Genomic DNA, 19,496 nt, shown 5'->3' on the forward strand with positions numbered 1-19,496 from the left:
ACCCAGTCCAGCCCCGTGAGCCGCAGCAGGCTCTCGACGAAGCCCGTCGTCTGCCGAAGCGCCATCCCGAAAAGCACTTTCATGGTCAGACACGTCTGGATGGCGGCGTCACTGAAGGTCCGCGACCTGCCCCTCTTGCCGGAAGGTTCGGCATCCCAGTTCATCTCGGGATCGAACCAGATCGTCAGTGATCCGCGGCGCTTCAGCGCCGCGTTGTAATCAGCCCAGTTCGTCGTCTTGTAGGTAAGTGATGTCGGTTTGCTCATGCGGGCCAGCTACCACACTGGATTCACAACATGAATCCCTCTCGGATTTGTGCAACAGAGCCACGATACAGGCAAGATTATTGACTTGAGAGACCAAGCAAACCATATCTGTCTACATATCGGGGGCAAACGTAAGCCCTCAAGCTATCAGAGCCCCGCGACAGCCGTAAGGTCCTCGCGGGGTTTCGCTTTTTACGCCCTGACCTTCAAGGTTTCCACGCCCATCACCTTCAGCACCATCGCCTCGATGTCGGCGGCGTTCAGGCCAGCCATGGCATACATGTCGGCGGGGCTGGACTGGTCGATGAAAGTGTCCGGCAGCACCATCGACCGGAACCGCAAGCCATGGTCGAATGCGCCTTCGTCTGCCAGCAACTGGGCGACGTGGCTGCCGAAGCCGCCCACGGCGCCTTCCTCGATCGTGATCAGCGCGTCGTGGTCCGCCGCGAGTTTCAGGATCATGTCGCGGTCCAGCGGTTTGGCGAACCGCGCATCGGCGATGGTGGGCGTGATGCCGCGCGCGCCCAGCGCCTCGGCGGCCACCAACACCTCTGACAGGCGGGTGCCGAAGGACAGGATCGCCACGCCCTTGCCCTCGCGGATCATGCGGCCCTTGCCGATCTCCAACGGTTGCGGGTCCACGGGCATCTCGACCCCCACCCCCTCGCCGCGCGGAAAGCGGAAGGCGATGGGGCCGCTGTCATGCGCCGCTGCGGTGGCGACCATGCGCACGAGCTCGCCTTCGTCCGCCGCCGCCATGACGACCATGCCGGGCAGGTTGGCAAGGAATGCCACGTCGAACGAACCCGCATGGGTCGCCCCGTCCGCACCGACCAGCCCCGCCCGGTCGATGGCGAACCGCACCGGCAGACGCTGGATCGCCACGTCGTGCACGACCTGATCGTAGCCGCGCTGCAGGAACGTAGAATAGAGCGCGCAGAACGGCTTCATCCCGCCCGCCGCCAGCCCGGCGCAGAACGTCACAGCGTGCTGTTCCGCGATGCCGACATCGAACGTGCGGCTGGCGAACCGCGCCATGAATCGATCGAGGCCGGTGCCATCGGGCATCGCCGCCGTTACCGCCACGATCTTGTCGTCCTTGGTGGCCAGATTGATCAACGTATCGGCAAAGACCGTCGTATAGGATGGCGCATTGCTTTGCGCCTTCTGCTGCTCGCCCGTCACCATGTCGAACTTGCCGCGCGCATGGCCCCGGTCGGCCGACGCTTCGGCGGGGGCGAACCCCTTGCCCTTCTTGGTGATCGCGTGGATCAGGATCGGGCCGGTGGCGCGTTCCTTGACCGTGCGCAGCACCGCCAGCAACTGGTCCATGTCGTGCCCGTCGATGGGGCCGACATAGGAAAACCCCAGCTCCTCGAACAACGTGCCGCCCACGGTCATGTGCTTCAGCAGGTCCTTGGCGCGCTTCGCCCCTTCGCGGAACGGCGGCGGCAGGAACGACACCGCGCCCTTGGCAACCGCCTTCAACTCCTGAAACGGCGCCTCTGCATACAGGCGCGAGAGATAGGACGACATCGCCCCCGTCGGCGGCGCGATGGACATCTCGTTGTCGTTCAGAATGACGATCAGCCGCTTGCCCAGATGGCCCGCGTTGTTCATCGCCTCGTACGCCATGCCAGCCGACAGCGCCCCGTCGCCGATCACCGCGATGGCGTCGCCCGCGTCGCCGCCCAGATCGCGGGCCGCGACGAATCCCAGCGCCGCCGAAATCGACGTGCTGGAATGCGCCGCGCCGAAGGGGTCGTAGACGCTTTCGCTGCGCTTGGTGAAACCGGACAGGCCATCCTTCATCCGCAGGGTCCGCATCCGGTCGCGGCGGCCCGTCAGGATCTTGTGCGGGTAGCATTGGTGGCTGACGTCCCAGATGATCTTGTCGCGCGGCGCGTCGAACACCGCATGCAGCGCCACCGTGATCTCGACCACGCCCAGACCCGCGCCCAGATGGCCGCCGGTCTTGGACACGGTGGCGATGGTTTCGGCCCGCACCTCATCGGCCAGACGGCGCAGTTGCGCGTCCGACAACCCCTTCATGTCGGCGGGCACATGCACGCGGTCCAGGATCGGTGTGCGGGGGTGGTCGGTCATGGGCTGTCCTTACTTGTCGCGCGCGATCACGAAACGCGCGGCATCCTTCAACGTGGCGGCACGGTCGCCATAGGGAACTAGGGCATCGCACGCCAGTTCCACAAGATCGGCTGCGCGGCGTTTCGCCCCGTCGAGACCCAGCAGCGACACGAAGGTCGCCTTGCCCGCAGACCGGTCCTTGCCTACCGCCTTGCCCACAGCGTCTGCGTCACCCGTCTCATCCAGAATGTCGTCGGCAATCTGGAACGCAAGGCCCAGCGCATCGCCATAGGCCCGCAGCGGCGCCACGTCGGCCTGCGCGATGCGCGGCCCGGCACAGGCGGCCCATGTGATCAGCGCGCCCGTCTTGCCCGCCTGCAACCGGGTGATCTGGTCCAGCGTCAGCGCAGGCCCAGTTTCCGCCGCGATGTCCAGCGCCTGCCCCAACACCATGCCGCTTGCCCCTGCCGCCTGCGCCAACGTCAGCGCCAGATCCACCCGCGCCGCATCCACGACGCCGGATGCGGGCGCGCAGACCAGTTCGAAGGCAAGGCTCTGCAGCGCGTCCCCCGCAAGGATAGCCGTCGCCTCGTCCCATTGGCGGTGCACTGTCGGTTGCCCGCGCCGCAGGTCGTCGTCGTCCATCGCGGGCAGGTCGTCGTGCACGAGGGAGTAGGCGTGGATCGCCTCGATCGCCGCCGCCGCATGACCGGCGCGGTCGGCCACGTCATGCAGCCGCGCCCCTTCCAACACCAGAAACGCGCGCAACCCCTTGCCGCCCTGTACCGCGTGCAGCATCGCCGCGTGCAAGGCTACGTCGGGCACGGGGGTCAGCGCCAGTCCGATCAGGCGTTGCGCCGTGGTGGCGTCCAGCGCCAGCTGGTTGGCGAACATCACGGATCCAGCGGTGCCGTGCCAGTGGCCATGCCGTCGGGGCCGACCGTGATCTTGGCAACCTTCTCCTCGGCGTCGCGCAACTTGGCCTCGCACCGCTTCTTCAGCGCGGCCCCGCGTTCGTACAGCGCGATGCTGTCCTCCAGCGCGACATCGCCACGCTCCAGCTTGCCCACGACCTGCTCCAGCTCGCGGATCGCGTCCTCGAATGTCATGCTCTCAACCGGCGTCTCGGCCATGGCTGCGCTCCCTCAACACGTTCACATGCGCGGCGGCGGATGCCCCCAGCGCCGTCAGGTCATACCCCCCCTCGAGGCACGACACCACCCGTCCACCGCAATGGGCATCCGCCAGATCGCACAGACGTGCGGTGATCCACGCGAAATCCGCCACCTCCAGCGCCAGCCCCGCCAATGGGTCGTCGCGGTGCGCGTCGAATCCTGCAGAGATCACGATGAGCTCCGGCCGGAACGCATCCACACGCGGCAGGAGCAGCCGCTCCATCGCAGCCTGAAACCCCTTGCCGTCGGTCCCCTCGCGCAGCGGCACGTTCACCACGTTGTCGGCCACACCGGTTTCATCCGCCGCCCCGGTGCCGGGATAGAGGGGGCTTTGGTGCGTCGAACAGAACAGGATGCGGGGATCGTCCTCGATCAGATCCTGCGTGCCGTTGCCGTGGTGCACGTCGAAATCCACGATTGCGACGCGGGACAGCCCGTGATGGCCCAGCGCATGTTTCGCCGCGATGGCGACGTTGCCGAGAAAGCAGAACCCCATCGCCACCTCGCGCTCTGCATGGTGCCCCGGCGGACGCATGGCGACGAAGGCATTGCCCGCCGCACCCGCCATGACCAGATCGACGGCCCGCACCGCACCGCCGGCCCCGCGCCAGACCGCCTCCAGCGTGCCGGCGGACATGTGGGTGTCGGCATCCAGCGACACGATACCCACATCGGGCGCCGCATCCCGCAGCGCATCCAGATGCGCCTGCGGATGCACCCGCAGCACGTCGTCGTCGGCGGCCAGCGGCGCCTGCACGCGCAGCAGGTCCATGTCGGCCAGCGCCAGCCGGACCGCGTCAATGCGGGCGACCTGTTCGGGATGCCCCGGCGGTGTGACGTGCTGCAGGCAGGCGGCGTGTGTGATGAGGGCTGTTGTCATCCCCACAGACAAACGAAACCCACGACAGAGGGCAAGCCCTATCGGCACGCGACGTTGCGCATCATCTTGCCACAAATACTCCCGCCAGAGGCTTCTACGATCCCCCGTTGGAACGGTTGCTTACTGATCCGGCGCCAGCATATACCCCGATCCCCGTACCGTCTGCAGATAGCGGGGCTGCTTGGGGTCCGCCTCGATCTTGCGCCGCAGGCGGGTGATCTGCACGTCGACGGCGCGTTCCTGCGTCTGACCGCCCGCGCGGTTCAGCTCCTCGACCAGTTCGCTGCGCGTCACCGGCTCGTGCGGGCGGGCGGAGAAGATGCGCATCAACTGGCTCTCGGTCGCGGTCAGCCGCACCAGCCCTTCGTCCTGCCGCATCTCACCCTTGGCCATGTCATAGCGCACGGGGCCAAGTTGCAGCACCGTCCGGGCGATCGGCTGCGCCTCGGCCAGCGGTGCGCGGCGCAGGATCGCATTGATGCGCAGCAGCAATTCCTTGGGCTCGAACGGTTTGGGCAGATAATCGTCGGCCCCCGCCTCCAGCCCCGCGATGCGGTGTTCGGTTTCCCCACGCGCGGTCAGCAGCAGGACGGGCGTGCCGATCCGGTGGCGCAGGTCGCGGCACAGGCTCAGCCCGTCTTCGCCCGGCATCATCACGTCGAGCACGATCAAGTCGAAGTCGAGGCCCGCCAGGATGCGCCGCGCATGGGCCGCATCGCGCGCCAGCGTGACAAGGAACCCCACCCGCGTCAGGAACTTGCGCAGCAGCAGGCGGATACGCTCGTCGTCGTCGACGACCAGCAGGTGTGCGTCATCAGCGGCCATCGGGTTTGTCCACCAGTGTCAGGTAATGCCGTCGCATATCCTCGTCCATCATCGCCTCCAGCACTTGTCGGAACCCGGCCACGGCCACCGGCCCCGCCGCGCGGTAGGCCGTCCGCATCCGGTCGCGTTGCGCATCCGACAGACTGCGTTCCAGCGTGGCCCCCTGCGGGGTCAGGTGCAGGTGCCGTTCCCGCTTGTCCCGCGTGCCGACCGTGCTGCTGACCAGACCATCGGCGATCAGCGTACGCAACACCCGGTTCAGCGATTGCTTGGTCACGCCAAGGATCGCCAGCAGGTTGTTCACCGTCGTCCCCGGGCTGCGGTGGATGAAATGGATCGCCCGGTGATGGGCGCGACCATAGGCCATCCCCTCAAGGATCCGGTCGGGATCGGCGGTGAATCCCTGATAGGCAAAGAACATCGCCTCGATGCCCTTGCGCAACTGCTCGTCCGTCAGGAACAGCAGGGCCTGACCCGAGGCGCCCTGTGGTGTCTGGTTCATCGCCCGCCCTTTTCCGTCACCGCCGCAGGATACGTCAGCCTTGTTGACATGACTAGGGTCAACTGATAGCGAAGCCGGGCAAATTACGCAACATTGTGTCCGAAACGGACTTAACGACGATACAAATGCAAATCACAAGGGGGTGAGGCCATGGAAGGCGGATATGACGACCGTGACGGCAAGATCTGGATGGACGGCGAACTGGTGGACTGGCGGGGCGCCAACGTCCACGTCCTGACCCACGCGCTGCACTACGCCTCCAGCGTGTTCGAGGGGGAGCGGTGCTACAACGGCCGCATCTTCAAGGACCGCGAACATGCGGAACGGCTGCATTTTTCGGCCAACTGCCTCGACTTCGAGATCCCCTATTCCGTTGACGACCTGATCGCGGCCAAGGCGCAGACGCTGGAAGCGAACGGGCTGACCGACGCCTATGTGCGCGCCTTCGCGTGGCGCGGGGCCGGGCCGGACATGGGCGTGGCGTCGGCCCGCAATCCGGTCCGCACCGCGATCGCCGTGTGGAAATGGGGCAACTACTACGGCGATGCCAAGACCAAGGGTGCCAAGCTCGACATCGCGAAATGGAAGCGGCCCAGCCCCGAGACGATCCCGCATCAAGCCAAGGCGGCGGGTCTCTACATGATCTGCACCATGTCCAAGCACGCGGCCGAGGCCAAGGGCTGTTCCGACGCCATGATGTTCGACTATCGCGGCTACGTGGCCGAGGCGACGGGCGCGAACATCTTCTTCGTCAAGGACGGCGAAGTGCACACGCCGAAACCCGACTGCTTCCTGAACGGGATCACCCGGCAGACCGTCGTCGGCATGCTGCGCGACAAGGGGATCACTGTGCACGAACGCCACATCATGCCAGAGGAGCTGGAGGGCTTTCAGCAATGCTGGCTGACCGGCACCGCGGCCGAAGTCACGCCCGTGGGCCAGATCGGCGACTACAACTTCGAGGTTGGCCAGCTGACGCTCGACATCGCGTCGGATTACGAAAAACTGGTCCGCGCCTGACGCGATCCCGGCGCGCCGATGTTTGGGCGCGCCGGGGCAACCTGACGTGGCACATCGCAACTACAGGTCCGGTGCATCCAGCAAAGGTGCGCCATGACCGATCCTGCGCAGACAGGCCGCGCCGCCCAGTCCCCTGCCGCCGCAGACGCGGACGGCAACGCCGCCGCTGACGAGGATGCGGTGCGCGACGCATCCCATATGTCGCCACGACTGGTCTATCAGGTGATCCATCGCAAAGGCGATGAAGAGCTGGATCGGTCCAACATCGCCCTGTTCCAATCTGCCATCGCCGCCGGTCTGAGCATCGGCGTTTCCGTACTGGGCGAGGCCGTATGCAGCAGCCACCTGGCCCGACACCGACCGGCTGCCGCTCGTCGAAACCTTCGGCTACACCTTCGGCCTTGTGATCGTGATCCTTGGCCGGATGCAGTTGTTCATGGACACCACGTTGACCACCGTGCTGCCGCCGCTTGCACGGCCCAGCCTGCGGGTCGTGGGCACCATGGCGCGGCTATGGGGCACGGTGCTATCGGCTGCCTGTTGGCGGCGCTGTTCATCGCGCACCCGCCCGCGTTCAGTCCCGACATGCTGGACTCCGTCGCCGCGATCAGCCGCGAGGCGACCGGATCGGGCTTTGTCGGCCGCTTTGCCAAGGCGGTGCCTGCGGGTCTGCTGATTGCGGCGCTGGTGTGGATGCATCCCTCCGGCACGCGGGGGGTCTTCCTGTCATCGTCGCCATGACCTGACTGATCGCAGCCGATGGGTTCATCCACATCGTCGCCACACTGTCGTGATGTTCTACCCAAACCTGACCGGAGAGTTAAGGCTTCTGGACGGCATCCTGACCTTCTTCGTCCCCGCGTTTCTGGGCAATGTGTTCGGCGGGACGGTGGTGTTCAGCCTGATCACCTGGGGCCAGGTCCGTCAGGAGGTCATGAACGCGTGCAAGGCGGCCACGCGCTAGTTGTGGCCGACGGTCCCTGTCACTTTTCGTTGCCGGGCCCGCTTCAACCCCAGATGCCGTTCGCGCAGGATGATCATGACACCCGCAGCGATCACGAGGGCGGCCCCCATCAGCATCGTCCGCGTCGGCACCTCGTCGAAAAAGACATAACCCACCGCCAGCGCCAGCAGCATCGAGGTGTAGTCGAACGGCGCCACCAGCGACGCATCCGCATGACGATAGCTGGAAGTGAGGAAGATCTGCCCGACGCCCCCCAGCAGCCCCGCCATCACGAGCATGATCCACGCGGTCGGATCTGGCCAAACCCAGCCCCAGGGCAGGGTCAGCAGCGACAGCAGCGTCGCAGTGACGGAAAACCAGAACACGATAGCGGCGGTGTCTTCGGTGAACACCAGCTTGCGCACGAACACCTGCGCCAGCGCCGCACACACAGCACTCATCAGCACCAGCACGGCACCCAGCGTTTCCGACGGATCGACTGCCTCGCCCACCGACAGGCGCGGTGACAGCACGATCAGCACACCGACCAGACCCAGTGCAACCGCGCTCAGACGAAAGACGCCGACCTGCTCGTTCAGGAACATCGACGCAAAGATCACCACCAGCAGCGGTGCGGCATATCCGATCGCCGTCACCTCTGGCAGGGGCAGCAGGCCCAGGCCCGCGAACCCCAGCCCCATCGACGTGGTGCCCATCAGCCCGCGCCAGACATGACCCAGCGGGTTGGAGGTCTTCCAGCCATGCCGCAATTCCTGCCGCATCGCCAGCCAGCCAAGGATGATCGGCAGCGCACAAAAACTGCGATAGAACACGGCCTGCCCCGGGGGGACCGTCTCCGACGTGGCCTTGATCAGCGCCGACATGGCGACAAAGATCATGACCGAGACGACCTTGTAGGAAATTCCGCGCAACGGCTGCATGACGGCCCCTTTCGCGCGGACCCTAGGCCGGTCGACGCGGGGGTTAAACCCCGTCCGAAACTGCGATCCGGACGGCCGCCAGCGCATCGGTGAAATCCGGCCCAAGCGTCACCGGGACCGTCAGCCCGCGCAGACGCTCCACCTCGGATAAGTCCATGGCATCGGGCCCCGGACCGGGCGTGCGCAGGATCACGCGCCCGATCCGCCCCGGATGGCGCACCGCCGCATCCGCGTAGATCGTCGCATCCTGCTGGCCCGTATCGCCGATCAGCACGGCGGGCAGACCGGGATGCGCCGCAAGGATGCGGTCGATGGCTGATCCCTTGTGGTCGCCATGGTTTCCGGTCAGGAACTGATCCGCACCGAAACCGTAGTCGCGCAGGAATTTCGGCGCGCGCGGCAGACCGGCGCGCCCAAAGACCTCGTCCAGAAAGGCATGAAAGTTCCATGGCGAGGATGACACGAAGAACACCGGATTGCGCCCCGCATCGCCCAGTTCGACGATCAGCCTCACCGCGTCGGGAAACACCACGCGGCTGACGACACTGCCCGTCAGCGACGTCCACAGGTTGCGGGCCATCGACCATGCGCCCGTGTGCATCATCGTGTCGTCGATGTCGGAAATCACGACGTATCGTGCATCGGGTCGTGTAACGAGCACGGGACACACGATCCCCGACACGGGCTGTTCCGGCCGGATCGTCACGGGAACGTCGACCCACCCGGCCACGTCCGCATCCGGTCGCGGCAAGAGCAGGGTGAAATAGCCTTCGGCATCGCTGATTGCGGTGCAGTTGCCGCTTGCCACTGTGACGTTCGCGACCTCGTGGGTCGCGAACATCCGCATCATCTGGCGTGCATTCGCAAGTCGACTGGCACCGTCGATCAGGTCCACATCACGCGCCGCCAACACGCGGCCACGCACCACAAGGTGATCCGGGGTCGCATACCCATGGTAAGGCTCGATCAGCAGACGGCTCAGGTCACCGCGATGAAAGACACGTTCGACCGCGACCTCGACAACGGCGGCGGCGCGCAGCATCCTGCGACGAAAGCCCATATCAGATCCTCGGCGCGACGGGCAGGATCTGGCCCGGATCGGTGTCGATCAGGATCAGCAGGTCGCAGTCGTCCAGCAAACCGGCACACTGCAGCAGGTGCCCCTCACCCGTTACGCGGCCGCCGTCCAGAACAGGCCGCGTCAAGCTGTCGGAGTTCACGCCCGGAACCAGAAAGTTGCCCCGCCTGTCCGCGTGGTCGCCGTATTGAAACGCATGGCCGCCGGGCGCGATCGCGCAGTCTTGACGAGAAAGTGGCTGTTCCATGCCTCCTGCGGTCGCGTCGCCAGTGCCGCCAGGGCTGCCGTCGCGTTCGACCTGCGCAAGGGGAAGGCCGGGGATCAGCGTCAGGATAGCGGTCATGCGGTCCAAGGATTGTCCTCCACTGGGTTGACCGGGGTCAGGCGTTGGATGGCCCAGCGCGCGGCATCGGCCACGGCGGGGTCCGCGTCGGTCGTCAGGGGTGCCAACACCGCGACCAGTCGCCGGTTCCCGCTGTTGCCGGCCGCATAGCACACGTTCCGGACAAACTGGTCGCGTCCGATGCGCTTGATTGGGCTACCCGAAAATCGCGCCCGGAAGGCAGCGTCATCCAGTCCCAGAAGGCTGTCCAGCGCGGGTGCCCGCAGATCGTCGCGCGCCGCCAGCCGCGCGTCGCGGCCGGCGACAGCGAATTTGTTCCACGGGCACACCGCCAGACAATCGTCACAGCCATAGACCCGGTTGCCCAGCGCCGGGCGCAGCGCGATATCCACCGGCCCCCGATGCTCGATCGTCAGATAGGAAATGCAGCGCCGCGCATCCAGTTGGTACGGCGCAGGAAACGCTTGCGTCGGACAGATGTCGAGGCACGCGGTGCAGGACCCGCAATGCGACACCTCTGGCTGATCCACGTCCAGCAGGGCGGTGGTAAAGATCGCACCAAGGAACACCCAGTTCCCCAGATCCCGCCCCAGCAGGTTGGTATGCTTGCCCTGCCAGCCCAGCCCAGCCGCCTGCGCCAGCGGCTTTTCCATCACCGGAGCCGTGTCGACGAAGACCTTGATTTCCGTCCCCGGCACCCGGTCGATCAGCCAGCGCCCCACGACCTTCAGCCGCGCCTTGACCACATCGTGATAATCGCGCCCCTGCGCATAGACGGAAATCGCCGCCCTGTCGCGCTCCTCCAGCACCGCCAGCGGGTCCACGTCGGGGGCATAACTCTCGGCCAGCATGATGACCGACCGCGCTTCGGGCCACAGTGCCGTGGGATCGCCGCGCCACGCCATCCGCTCGGCCATCCAGCCCATCTGCCCGTGCCGCCCCGCGGCCACGAAATCCGCCAGCCGCCCTGCCGTGTCCGGCGCCGCATCGGGCCTGCAAATGCCCACCTTCGCGAATCCCGCTTGAGTCGCGAAGGCGCGCAGGTCGGCGGTCAGGTCCATGTTTCTTCTGGTCTCAAATATCCCGGGGTTTGGGGCAGCGCCCCAAGGCGTCCTGCACCCTGGCCCGGATCAGAAATCGAGGTTGGCATAGTGCGACGGCGGTCTGAACCCCGACACCTGGTCGGCCAGCAGAGACCGGAACGCCGGGCGCGACTTGATCTTGGCATACCAGTCCTTCACCACCTCCGACCGGTTCCAGTCCACGTCGGAAATGTAGTCAAGGCATGATAACTGCGCCGCCGCCGCGAAATCGGCAAGGCTCAGCTCGTTCCCGGCTAGCCAGCGGCGTTTTTCCAGCAGGTGCGCCATGTAGTCCAGATGGAACCGCATCGCCTTGCTGCCCGCCTTGACGTTGGTGCTGTCGGGATACCCCGTGCCCATCACCTTGCGGAACACCCGTTCGCCCAGCAGTTTCTGCGTGCATTCGACGTGGAACTTGTCGTCGAACCAGCCGACAAGACGGCGCACCTCGAACCGGCCATCCGCATCGCGCGGCATCAGGGGCGGGCTGGGCTGCACCTCCTCCAGATACTCGCAGATTGCTGCGCTTTCGCTCATCAGCTTGTTGCCCAGCCGCAGCACGGGGATCTGGCCTGCAGGATTGCGGCGCAGGAAGTCGTTGTCCTGCTCCCAGTAGCGCTCCTCGATCAGCTCCACCTCGATACGCTTCTCCGCAAGGCTCAGGCGGACCTTGCGCGAAAACGGCGACAGCGGAAAATGATAGAGGCGGTTCATGGATCACCAAGGGGTCAGGACCCCTTCTCCATGCCGCACCTTGGCGCGGTGTTCAACTCTCGAAGCAGGCGGCGCGGCCATCCACGGCAATCGTCGCGGCGCCGTCGCGGATACTGGCCGTGCGGTTGCGTTGCCAATCCGTCGGGTTCGCCGCATCGCGGTCCTTGGGATCGGGCAGGACCATCGCCAGACGAGCGGCCTGCACCGGTGTCAATTCGGCGGCATCCACGCCGAAGTAATGCCGCGCCGCCGCCTGCACGCCAAAGATGCCGCGCCCGAACTCTGCCACGTTCAGATACAGTTCCAGCATCCGCCGCTTGCCCCAGACCGCCTCCGTCAGGGGCGTCCAGACCGCCTCGACCACCTTGCGGGTCCACGTCCGGCCCTGCCACAGGAACACGTTCTTCACCACCTGTTGCGAGATGGTAGAGCCGCCACGATCGCCGCCCTCGGCCAATGCCGTGCGGATCGCCACGACATCGAGGCCCCAGTGCAGGCAGAAATTGGCATCCTCGGCTGCCACCGCCGACCGCGCCATCACCGGCGCGATGTCGTCCATGTCGACCCACTCCTGCGCGACACCGCCCTGACGGCGCCCTTCGGCGAACATGTAGGGCGTCGTGGGCGGGTTGATGACGCGGTAGATCACCGTCAGCAGCAGCAGGGCCGCGACGATACCGACCACGATGCGTGCCGCGATGCGCAACAGTCGTCGCCCGACGGGTCGGGCCGCGCGCGGTGCCGCCTTTGGCTTTGATGTGGTGCGCGCTTTCGCCATGCGGCCCATAAGTCATGCCGGACCCGTGCCGGTCAAGCGGGCCACCACAGGAAAACACCCCGCCGCTGATGCACAGCGACGGGGTGTTGTGTGACAATCGGGTCCCGCGCCTATTGCGCTGGGATCGCCAGATCCTCGATGCCCAGCGGCGCGGGCAGGTGCGCCAACATCTCTCGCGGGCAGACCTGCAGGAAGTTGCCCCGCTCGCGGTCCCAGTGCTGGAGGATGTCGCGCGCCTTGCGGCTGTCGGTTTCCGTCGCATGACGCTCGATCAGCGTCTTCAACTGGTTTTCCCAGTGATCGACGGCCACGCCGCAGGTCACGACGGTTTCAGGATTGACCAGCGCCTGTGTCGTGCCGTCCGGGTCATAGAGATACGCCATCCCCCCCGTCATGCCCGCGCCGAAGTTCGCGCCGATGCTGCCGAGGATCACCGCCACGCCGCCGGTCATGTATTCGCAACCGTTCGTCCCGCAGCCTTCGATCACCACATGCGCGCCGGAGTTGCGGACGGCGAACCGCTCGCCCGCACGACCCGCCGCGAACACGAACCCCTTGGTCGCGCCGTAAAGGACCGTGTTGCCGATGATCGTGTTCTCGGACGCCACCAGCGGGCTCTGCATCTGCGGACGCACCACGATGGTGCCGCCCGATAGACCCTTGCCGACATAGTCGTTGGCGTCGCCAGACACCTCCAGCTTCAGCCCGTGGACCGCGAAGGCACCAAGGCTCTGCCCCGCCGATCCGCGCAGCTTCACCGTCAGGTGGTCGTCCTGCAGATCGTTGTTCATGCCGAAGCGTTTCACGATATGGCTCGACGTGCGGGTACCTACGGTGCGCAGGGTGTTCTGCACCGCGTATTCCAGTTGCATCTTCTCACCGTCGTTCAGAAAGCGCTCGGCGTCCTTCACGATCTCAGCGTCCAGCGTGTCGAGGACGACGTTGCGCGGCTGCGCGCGGTCGTACTTGATCTTGCTGGCGCCATCGACGGTGATCAGCAGCGGGTTCAGGTCGAGGTCGTCCAGATGCGCCGATCCACGCGACACCTGCGTCAGCAGGTCCGCCCGCCCGATCACCTCTTGAATGGACCGCGCCCCGATGGAGGCGAGGATTTCGCGCACTTCGGTCGCGTAGAAGGTGATGAGATTCACCACCTTGTCCGCGTTGCCCACGAACTTTTCCCGCAGCGCGGGGTCCTGCGTGCACACGCCCACCGGGCAAGTGTTCGACTGGCACTGACGCACCATGATGCAGCCCATGGCGATCAGGGCGGCGGTGCCGATCCCGTATTCCTCGGCCCCCATCATCGCGGCCATGACGATGTCGCGGCCCGTCCGCAGGCCGCCATCCGTGCGCAGCGTGATCCGCTCGCGCAGGTTGTTCATCGCCAGAACCTGATGCGCCTCGGTAAGGCCCATTTCCCACGGCAGGCCCGCATATTTGATCGACGTGCCGGGCGATGCCCCCGTGCCGCCGTTGTGGCCAGAGATCAGGATCACGTCGGCCTTGGCCTTGGCCACGCCCGCCGCAATCGTGCCGACCCCGCTGGACGCCACCAGCTTGACCGTCACCTTGGCGCGCGGGTTGATCTGCTTGAGGTCGTAGATCAGCTGCGCAAGGTCTTCGATGGAATAGATGTCGTGGTGCGGCGGCGGCGAGATCAGCGTGACGCCCTTGGTCGAATGGCGCAGCCGCGCGATCAGCTCGGTCACCTTCATGCCGGGCAACTGGCCGCCCTCGCCGGGCTTGGCGCCCTGGGCCACCTTGATTTCCAGCTCTTCGCAGGCGTTCAGGTATTCAGCCGTCACGCCGAACCGGCCCGACGCCACCTGCTTGATCTTGGCGGACGGATTGTCGCCGTTCGCCTCCGGCAGGAAGTGTGCGGGATCTTCGCCACCCTCGCCGGAGTCGGATTTCGCGCCGATGCGGTTCATCGCGACGTTCAGCGTCTTGTGCGCCTCGGGGCTCAACGCGCCCAGCGACATGCCGGGTGTGACGAACCGCTTGCGGATCGACGTGATGCTCTCGACCTCTTCGATGGGAATGGCCTTGCCCATCGGTTTGATCGCCAGCAGGTCGCGCAGGTGGATCGGCGGATTCGCCTGCATGGTGCGAGAGAACTGCTGCCACATCGCATAGGACGACTTGGCGCAGGCTGCCTGAAGCATGTGCATCGTCTGCGCTTCCCACGCATGCTTTTCACCGGACCGCCGCGCCTTGTAGAAGCCGCCGATGGGCAGGACCTGTTCGGTCTGCCGCCAGCCGTGGGCGTGCACTTCCTCCAGCTTGGACTGGATGCCGCTGATGCCGATGCCGGAGATGCGCGACTGCATACCGGGGAAGTATTCGGCGACCATGGCACGGGACAGGCCCACCGCCTCGAAGTTCAGACCGCCGCGATAGGACGACAACACAGAAATCCCCATCTTCGACATGATCTTCAGCAGGCCCGCGTCGATGGCCGCGCGGTAGCGGCGCATCGCATCCGTCAGGCTGCCGTCGATCAGGCCGCGATCCAGCCGGTCGGCGATGCTGTCCTGCGCCAGATAGGCGTTCACCGTGGTCGCACCGCAGCCGATCAGCACGGCGAAGTAGTGCGGATCGATGCATTCCGCCGACCTCACGTTCACCGAACAGAAGGTCCGCAGCCCGTTGCGCGTCAGGCCGGAATGAACCGCGCTGGTCGCAAGGATCATCGGCATCGCGACGCGCGTCTCCGACTGGTGCTGATCGGTCAGCACCAGATGGCCCGCACCGGACCGCACCGCATCCTCGGCCTCGGACCGGATGCGTTCCAGCGCCTGCGCCAGCGCGGACTCGCCGGGGGCGAAGGTGCAGTCGATGATCGCGACGCTCTCTCCGAAGTAGCGCACCATCTCGTCGAACTCGGCGTTCGCGACAAAGGGGCTTTCCAGCACGAGGATCTCGGTCTGGCTGCTGTCCTCGTCCAGCACGTTCTTGAGGTTGCCGAACCGCGTCTTGAGGCTCATCACCCGGCTTTCGCGAAGCGAGTCGATCGGCGGGTTCGTGACCTGAGAGAAGTTCTGCCGGAAGAAGTGCGACAGGGGCCGGAACGTCGTGGACAGCACGGCGCTGGGCGTGTCGTCGCCCATGGACGCGATCATCTCCTTGCCGTCCTCGGCCATCGGAGCCAGCACCTGCTCCAGCTCTTCGATGGTATAGCCTGCGGCGCGCTGACGGCGACGCAGGTCCTGCCCGGCGAACAGCGCCTTTTCGGGCACTTCGCGCAACAGGTCGGACAGTTCCACGACCTTTTCGACCCAATCGCCGAACGGCTGGGCGAGAGCCAGTTTGTCCTTCAGTTCGGTGTCATGATAGAGACGCCCTTCCGCCATATCGACGGCGATCATCTGGCCGGGGCCAAGCGCGCCCTTCTCCACCACTGTCGCTTCGTCCACGGGGACCATCCCCGCCTCGGACCCCGCGACCAGCAGGCCGTCGCCGGTCACGACATAGCGCAGCGGACGCAGACCGTTGCGGTCCAGACCGCCGCAGACCCAGCGGCCATCGGTCATGGCAAGGGCGGCGGGGCCGTCCCACGGTTCCATCACGGCATTGCAGTAGCCGTACATGTCCTGCCAGCTTTGCGGCATTTCCGTCTGCTGCTTGGACCACGCTTCCGGCACCATCATGGTCTTGGCCATGGGCGCGGTGCGGCCGGCCCGCACCAGTACCTCGAACACGGAATCGAGCGCCGCGGAATCGGACGCGCCAGACGGGATGATCGGCTTGATGTCGCCCGCCGCGTCACCAAAGGCGCTGGACGCCATGCGGATCTCGTGGCTGCGCATCCAGTTCACGTTACCCTTGAGGGTGTTGATCTCGCCGTTGTGGGCCAGCATGCGGAACGGCTGGGCCAACGACCACTGGGGGAACGTGTTGGTGGAATAACGCTGGTGATAGATCGCAAAGGCGCTCTCAAACCGGGCGTCCATCAGGTCGGGATAGAACACGGCGACCTGTTCGGCCAGCATCATGCCCTTGTAGATGATCGACCGCGTGGACAAGGAGCAGATGTAGAAACCCGCGACGCCAGCGGCCGTCACGGCCTTTTCGATGCGGCGACGGATGATGTAGAGTTCGCGTTCGAACTGCTCCTCGTCGATGGCGGTTTCGCAACGGATCAGGATCTGCTCGATCTCCGGCCGCGTCGCGTTCGCCTTTTCGCCCAGTACTTCGGTGTTCACGGGGACGTGGCGCCAGCCATAGATCCAGTGACCCATGCGCAGAACTTCGGATTCCACGATGGTCCGGCAGCGTTCCTGCGCCGCGAAATCCGTACGCGGCAGAAAGATCTGGCCCACGGCGATGCGGTCCCTCTCGCGCGGCTCGTGGCCCGTGCGGCGCACCTGATCCTGAAAGAACGCCTTGGGGATCTGCACGTGAATGCCGGCGCCGTCACCGGTCTTGCCGTCGGCATCGACGGCACCGCGATGCCAGATCGCCTTCAGCGCATTGATGCCCTTTTCGACGACGTCGCGCGACGCCTCGCCCTTGATCGACACGACAAGGCCGACGCCGCAGGAGGCGTGCTCATCCTCGTCGCGGTACAGGCTGTTCTCGGCCATCCACTTGCGCTTGGCTTCCTCGGCGGCGACCCAGGCGGAATCATAGGTGGTCATGTGCAATCTCCTTGGGCATCAGGTCGCTGGGTGCGGATGACAGCATCGCGCCGCAGTCGTGTTTCGGATTGGCGGACAGGAATCCCGGCTCTCCCGGAAAGATGAACTCGACCGGTCGGTCGTCCTTGTCGAAGGTCTCAGTCGGCACGGTCACGCGTCCCGTCCCGCCGATGAAAAGCCGCCAGCGGTCGGACACGTATTCGCGCCCCGCGGACGACCAGATTTCCGTCCCATCGGGGCCATAGGCCCGGATGTTGTATTCGGTCTGCTGCAGCGTGATGCCGTCGATCGTCTCGGTCGTCCCGGTCAGGCGATCCTGCCCGACATAGCGGGTGGTGCCCACCGTGTCCGACAGGGTCTGGAAGTCGTAGGTATCCACGCCGTTGGCCAGCAACTCGGTCAGGGACGCGGGGTCGGCCGGGGCCGCCTCCAACGTCTCTTCATCCCCCAGTTCGGGATAGAAGCTGGTGACCCACTGCCCCTCGCGGTCGGTGCTGCCGAGGTAGGTCATCCCGTCCTCGGACAGGCTGGCACGCCGCTTGATCCCCTCGGGGTCGGCGGCGCATACGAAATGATGCTCGACCGCACAACTGCGGCTCTGGATCGTCACGAACGCCTCGCAGCCCTGCGGCAGGGCAAAGGTGTCCGCCGCCAGCACGGGGCTGGCCGACAGCATCAGCAGGGCCAGCGCCCCGCGCATCATTCCGCCGCCACAGCGTCGGACTGGGACAGGTAGTTCAGGATCGCGGTGGCGCAATCGCGCCCGTCCTTGATCGCCCAGACCACAAGGCTGGCACCACGCACGATGTCGCCCGCGGCGAACACGCCGTCCAGCGACGTGCGACCCGTGGTGAAATCGGCCTTGATCGTGCCCCAGCGCGTGACCTCCAGCCCGTCGACACCCCACAGGGTCGGCAGGTCTTCGGGCTCGAAGCCCAGCGCCTTGACCACCAGATCGGCCTCTTCGACGTAATGGGCGCCCTCGATCATCTCGGGGCTGCGGCGGCCGGTGACATCGGGCTGGCCCAGACGCATCCGGTCCACGACCACGCCGCGCATCGGCCCCGTCAGCGCGCGCACCTCGTCGCGGTTGGCCGGGTCGTCGACGAACATGCGCGGCGCGGACAGCCAGACGAACTCGATGCCCTCTTCCTCGGCGTTCTGCACTTCGCGCTGGCTGCCGGGCATGTTCGCCTTGTCGCGGCGATACAGGCACTTGACCGATGTGGCCCCCTGACGGATCGCCGTGCGCACGCAGTCCATCGCGGTGTCGCCGCCACCGATGACGACGACCCGCTTGCCCATCGCATTCAGCTCTCCGCTGGTGAACTCCGGGACGTCGTCGCCGAACCCCACGCGGTTGCTCGCGGTCAGATAGTCGATGGCCCGCACGATGCCGTCGGCGTCGTGACCGGGGTTGTCCAGATCGCGGGTCTTGTAGACGCCCGTGGCGATCAGCACCGCGTCGTGCTTGCCCCGGATCGCGTCGAACGTCAGGTCCGTCCCGACGTTGCAGTTCAGCACGAACTGGACGCCGCCATCCTCCAGCTGCGCCATGCGCTGCATCACGACATCCTTCTCCAGCTTGAAGCCGGGGATGCCGTAGGTCATCAGGCCGCCGCCGCGGTCATAGCGGTCATAGACCGTGACCTGCACACCGGCGCGGCGCAGCATGTCCGCCGCCGCCAGCCCGCCGGGACCGGCCCCGATGATACCGACGCTTTCGGACCGCTCCGCATAGGGGCGGATCGGCTGCACCCAACCTTCCGCGAACGCGGTGTCTGTGATGTATTTCTCGACCGCGCCGATGGTGACGGTGCCGTGTCCCGACTGCTCGATGACGCAGTTGCCTTCGCACAACCGGTCCTGCGGGCAGATACGGCCACAGATCTCGGGGAAGGTATTGGTCGCCTGAGAAATGTCATAGGCTTCGCGCAGGCGGCCTTCGGCGGTCAGGCGCAGCCAGTCGGGAATGTTGTTCTGCAGGGGGCAATGGCTCTGGCAATAGGGCACGCCGCACTGGCTGCACCGGCTGGCCTGTTCTGCGGCCTTCTCGCGGGCGAACTCGGCATAGATTTCATGGAAATCCTCGTTCCGCAGATCGGGCGGCCGCTTTTCGGGCATGTCCCGGTTCACGGTCGTGAACTTCAGCATCTTCTGACCGGCCATGCGCCAACTTCCTCATTGCGGTTGCCGCGCCGTTTTACGGCGCGTCACCGGG

The 19,496-nt window shown here is 65.9% G+C and carries 20 protein-coding genes; 3 read left to right on the plus strand and 17 right to left on the minus strand.

Features of this window, described 5'->3' with window-relative positions:
* The 7 genes from BMX16_RS08445 to BMX16_RS08475 form a co-directional block, all read right to left on the minus strand.
* Positions 1-266, minus strand: a 266-nt coding sequence (locus BMX16_RS08445; protein ID WP_177174613.1) for a transposase, incomplete at its 3' end; no start/stop codon positions are given.
* 192 nt (positions 267-458) lie between these two features.
* A complete protein-coding gene (dxs, locus tag BMX16_RS08450) occupies positions 459-2,372 on the minus strand; it encodes a 1-deoxy-D-xylulose-5-phosphate synthase (RefSeq protein WP_089901697.1) in 1,914 nt (637 codons plus the stop codon).
* Positions 2,373-2,381: 9 nt separating this feature from the next.
* On the minus strand, positions 2,382-3,245 hold the full coding sequence (locus tag BMX16_RS08455; RefSeq protein WP_089901700.1) for a polyprenyl synthetase family protein: 864 nt from the start codon (positions 3,243-3,245) through the stop codon (positions 2,382-2,384).
* Positions 3,245-3,484 carry an exodeoxyribonuclease VII small subunit gene (locus BMX16_RS08460; protein WP_089901702.1) on the minus strand — a complete coding sequence of 80 codons (240 nt, stop codon included), beginning with the start codon at positions 3,482-3,484 and terminating at the stop codon, positions 3,245-3,247. Before BMX16_RS08460 ends, BMX16_RS08455 begins: the two co-directional genes overlap by 1 nt.
* The gene (locus BMX16_RS08465) at positions 3,465-4,406 is read right to left on the minus strand and encodes a histone deacetylase family protein (RefSeq protein WP_089902036.1); all 942 of its coding nucleotides are present in this window, start codon (positions 4,404-4,406) and stop codon (positions 3,465-3,467) included. Before BMX16_RS08465 ends, BMX16_RS08460 begins: the two co-directional genes overlap by 20 nt.
* A gap of 120 nt (positions 4,407-4,526) precedes the next feature.
* A complete protein-coding gene (locus BMX16_RS08470; protein WP_089901705.1) occupies positions 4,527-5,231 on the minus strand; it encodes a response regulator in 705 nt (234 codons plus the stop codon).
* Complete coding sequence (locus BMX16_RS08475; protein WP_089901708.1) at positions 5,221-5,733, minus strand: MarR family winged helix-turn-helix transcriptional regulator; 513 nt, start codon at positions 5,731-5,733, stop codon at positions 5,221-5,223. Before BMX16_RS08475 ends, BMX16_RS08470 begins: the two co-directional genes overlap by 11 nt.
* 150 nt (positions 5,734-5,883) lie before the next feature.
* Between BMX16_RS08475 and BMX16_RS08480 the strand changes: the two genes are divergently transcribed.
* A complete protein-coding gene (locus BMX16_RS08480) occupies positions 5,884-6,753 on the plus strand; it encodes a branched-chain amino acid aminotransferase (protein ID WP_089901711.1) in 870 nt (289 codons plus the stop codon).
* 60 nt (positions 6,754-6,813) lie between these two features.
* Here BMX16_RS08480 and BMX16_RS08485 read toward each other — a convergent pair whose 3' ends face one another.
* Positions 6,814-7,098, minus strand: a complete 285-nt coding sequence (locus BMX16_RS08485; RefSeq protein WP_143058006.1) for a hypothetical protein — start codon at positions 7,096-7,098, stop codon at positions 6,814-6,816.
* A gap of 168 nt (positions 7,099-7,266) precedes the next feature.
* Between BMX16_RS08485 and BMX16_RS08490 the strand changes: the two genes are divergently transcribed.
* A complete protein-coding gene (locus BMX16_RS08490) occupies positions 7,267-7,494 on the plus strand; it encodes a hypothetical protein (RefSeq protein WP_089901717.1) in 228 nt (75 codons plus the stop codon).
* A gap of 52 nt (positions 7,495-7,546) precedes the next feature.
* Entirely contained in the window at positions 7,547-7,717 is a 171-nt protein-coding gene (locus BMX16_RS17615) for a hypothetical protein (protein WP_177174614.1), read from the plus strand.
* On the opposite strand, the gene BMX16_RS08495 is transcribed toward BMX16_RS17615, so the two are convergent.
* The 9 genes from BMX16_RS08495 to BMX16_RS08535 all read right to left on the minus strand — a co-directional run bounded on the left by BMX16_RS08495 (position 7,714) and on the right by BMX16_RS08535 (position 19,444).
* Positions 7,714-8,637 (minus strand): DMT family transporter, encoded by a 924-nt coding sequence (locus tag BMX16_RS08495; RefSeq protein ID WP_089901720.1) that lies wholly within the window; start codon positions 8,635-8,637, stop codon positions 7,714-7,716. The genes BMX16_RS17615 and BMX16_RS08495 overlap by 4 nt on opposite strands.
* Positions 8,638-8,680: 43 nt before the next feature.
* Positions 8,681-9,697, minus strand: a complete 1,017-nt coding sequence (locus BMX16_RS08500) for a phosphatase domain-containing protein (protein WP_089901724.1) — start codon at positions 9,695-9,697, stop codon at positions 8,681-8,683.
* Position 9,698: 1 nt separating this feature from the next.
* Positions 9,699-10,058, minus strand: a complete 360-nt coding sequence (locus BMX16_RS08505) for a PQQ-dependent sugar dehydrogenase (protein WP_245731443.1) — start codon at positions 10,056-10,058, stop codon at positions 9,699-9,701.
* Positions 10,055-11,119, minus strand: coding sequence for a tRNA epoxyqueuosine(34) reductase QueG (queG, locus tag BMX16_RS08510; RefSeq protein ID WP_089901731.1), 1,065 nt, complete (start codon positions 11,117-11,119; stop codon positions 10,055-10,057). The genes BMX16_RS08505 and queG overlap by 4 nt, the downstream gene beginning before the upstream one ends.
* Positions 11,120-11,188: 69 nt before the next feature.
* The gene (gene fzlA, locus BMX16_RS08515; protein ID WP_089901734.1) at positions 11,189-11,854 is read right to left on the minus strand and encodes an FtsZ-binding protein FzlA; all 666 of its coding nucleotides are present in this window, start codon (positions 11,852-11,854) and stop codon (positions 11,189-11,191) included.
* Positions 11,855-11,906: 52 nt separating this feature from the next.
* Positions 11,907-12,632, minus strand: a complete 726-nt coding sequence (gene mtgA, locus BMX16_RS08520; protein ID WP_089902040.1) for a monofunctional biosynthetic peptidoglycan transglycosylase — start codon at positions 12,630-12,632, stop codon at positions 11,907-11,909.
* A 110-nt stretch (positions 12,633-12,742) separates the two neighbouring features.
* Positions 12,743-17,275 (minus strand): glutamate synthase large subunit, encoded by a 4,533-nt coding sequence (gltB, locus tag BMX16_RS08525; protein ID WP_089901736.1) that lies wholly within the window; start codon positions 17,273-17,275, stop codon positions 12,743-12,745.
* Positions 17,262-17,978 carry a hypothetical protein gene (locus BMX16_RS08530; RefSeq protein WP_245731437.1) on the minus strand — a complete coding sequence of 239 codons (717 nt, stop codon included), beginning with the start codon at positions 17,976-17,978 and terminating at the stop codon, positions 17,262-17,264. The genes gltB and BMX16_RS08530 overlap by 14 nt, the downstream gene beginning before the upstream one ends.
* Positions 17,975-19,444, minus strand: a complete 1,470-nt coding sequence (locus BMX16_RS08535) for an NAD(P)-dependent oxidoreductase (protein WP_089901739.1) — start codon at positions 19,442-19,444, stop codon at positions 17,975-17,977. Before BMX16_RS08535 ends, BMX16_RS08530 begins: the two co-directional genes overlap by 4 nt.
* Between the last annotated feature and the right edge of the window lie 52 nt (positions 19,445-19,496).

This window comes from Loktanella fryxellensis, from assembly GCF_900110065.1.
GTDB lineage: Bacteria > Pseudomonadota > Alphaproteobacteria > Rhodobacterales > Rhodobacteraceae > Loktanella > Loktanella fryxellensis.

Bases quoted from the DNA above. Each gene is read 5' to 3' on its own strand.
- dxs (WP_089901697.1), bottom strand. From the start codon at position 2,372: ATGACCGACCACCCCCGCACACCGATCCTGGACCGCGTGCATGTGCCC.
- BMX16_RS08455 (WP_089901700.1), bottom strand. From the start codon at position 3,245: ATGTTCGCCAACCAGCTGGCGCTGGACGCCACCACGGCGCAACGCCTG.
- BMX16_RS08460 (WP_089901702.1), bottom strand. From the start codon at position 3,484: ATGGCCGAGACGCCGGTTGAGAGCATGACATTCGAGGACGCGATCCGC.
- BMX16_RS08465 (WP_089902036.1), bottom strand. From the start codon at position 4,406: ATGACAACAGCCCTCATCACACACGCCGCCTGCCTGCAGCACGTCACA.
- BMX16_RS08470 (WP_089901705.1), bottom strand. From the start codon at position 5,231: ATGGCCGCTGATGACGCACACCTGCTGGTCGTCGACGACGACGAGCGT.
- BMX16_RS08475 (WP_089901708.1), bottom strand. From the start codon at position 5,733: ATGAACCAGACACCACAGGGCGCCTCGGGTCAGGCCCTGCTGTTCCTG.
- BMX16_RS08480 (WP_089901711.1), top strand. From the start codon at position 5,884: ATGGAAGGCGGATATGACGACCGTGACGGCAAGATCTGGATGGACGGC.
- BMX16_RS08490 (WP_089901717.1), top strand. From the start codon at position 7,267: ATGGGGCACGGTGCTATCGGCTGCCTGTTGGCGGCGCTGTTCATCGCG.
- BMX16_RS17615 (WP_177174614.1), top strand. From the start codon at position 7,547: ATGTTCTACCCAAACCTGACCGGAGAGTTAAGGCTTCTGGACGGCATC.
- BMX16_RS08495 (WP_089901720.1), bottom strand. From the start codon at position 8,637: ATGCAGCCGTTGCGCGGAATTTCCTACAAGGTCGTCTCGGTCATGATC.
- BMX16_RS08500 (WP_089901724.1), bottom strand. From the start codon at position 9,697: ATGGGCTTTCGTCGCAGGATGCTGCGCGCCGCCGCCGTTGTCGAGGTC.
- BMX16_RS08505 (WP_245731443.1), bottom strand. From the start codon at position 10,058: ATGACCGCTATCCTGACGCTGATCCCCGGCCTTCCCCTTGCGCAGGTC.
- queG (WP_089901731.1), bottom strand. From the start codon at position 11,119: ATGGACCTGACCGCCGACCTGCGCGCCTTCGCGACTCAAGCGGGATTC.
- fzlA (WP_089901734.1), bottom strand. From the start codon at position 11,854: ATGAACCGCCTCTATCATTTTCCGCTGTCGCCGTTTTCGCGCAAGGTC.
- mtgA (WP_089902040.1), bottom strand. From the start codon at position 12,632: ATGGCGAAAGCGCGCACCACATCAAAGCCAAAGGCGGCACCGCGCGCG.
- gltB (WP_089901736.1), bottom strand. From the start codon at position 17,275: ATGACCACCTATGATTCCGCCTGGGTCGCCGCCGAGGAAGCCAAGCGC.
- BMX16_RS08530 (WP_245731437.1), bottom strand. From the start codon at position 17,978: ATGATGCGCGGGGCGCTGGCCCTGCTGATGCTGTCGGCCAGCCCCGTG.
- BMX16_RS08535 (WP_089901739.1), bottom strand. From the start codon at position 19,444: ATGGCCGGTCAGAAGATGCTGAAGTTCACGACCGTGAACCGGGACATG.